Source organism: Paenisporosarcina sp. P4_D4, assembly GCF_056401835.1.
Genome location: NZ_JBFUIO010000339.1, coordinates 1 through 969 on the forward strand (window position 1 = coordinate 1; position 969 = coordinate 969).

The window sequence follows — 969 nt, forward strand, 5'->3', positions numbered from 1 at the left end:
CGAATATACTTATTATAACGTAAAAAGCACCTCAAAAGAGGCGCTCATTAACTAACATAAAGATTATCATTTATCGTATAAACAATATTATCAATATGATCACCAAACTCACGTCTTAACATGGTATAACCACCACTACTTAGAAAAGGTTCTTCTGTAAAGGCATCTTTAGGTAACGGTGCTAATACAGGCACTTGAAGTAACTGTTTCTCAATACGCTCCAACCATTTCTTTTGCCTTGGTGTCCATTCATGTAGTGAATAAACTTTCTGCATTGCATGTTTAATGCGTGATTCATGGCTTACTAGTACTTCACCGATTGCAGCTTGACGAATAAAACTAATAATATCTGMAGCTATCTCTTCATTTTTGGATTGTTTCCATGCTGTCTGTAAATGTGATTGTTTATAACCTTTAATTTCTAGGATGGTAATGAGTTCTCTCAAATCTTTACGTGTTAAGTCTTTAGGTCGTGTACATACAATATGAAGCGCTGGAATTTCATTCATGTTCTCTTGGATAAAACGAACAAATCCATTTAAGTAGTCTTCGGGACGACTATTTCCTTCTCCATATCCTCGTAATACACCCGTAATGCGATCTTCTTTATTGGAGATATATCTTCTCTCTCCGCTAGGTTGGTACGTTTCCATGTATTCAAACAAAATCGAATGTTCTTTAGCATCACTTGGAGTATAGGTATGGATATCTCTTGCCCATTCGTCTACACTTTTACCGTTAGACAATTCTTCAAACTTTTGTTTACCTTCATCTTTCAACTTTTGTTTACTTCTCTGTATTTTGGCTACTAGCTGGTCTCGGTAAAATGTTAGTTCATCTTCATCAGTGGAATTGGTCAGTGATTCAAATAACTCCCCAATAGTGTAAGTTTGTTTTTTTATTACTGGTTTCATATCGGTATAACTTTGTAATTTATCATAGATACCTACAGCATCGTAAATATTAAAG

At 34.8% G+C, this 969-nt stretch carries 1 protein-coding gene; it reads right to left on the reverse strand.

The window, feature by feature from the left end; genetic code table 11:
- Positions 1-47 precede the first annotated feature (47 nt).
- A partial coding sequence (locus AC1DSL_RS18685; protein WP_477533394.1) for a type I restriction-modification enzyme R subunit C-terminal domain-containing protein occupies positions 48-969 on the reverse strand: 922 nt, incomplete at its 5' end.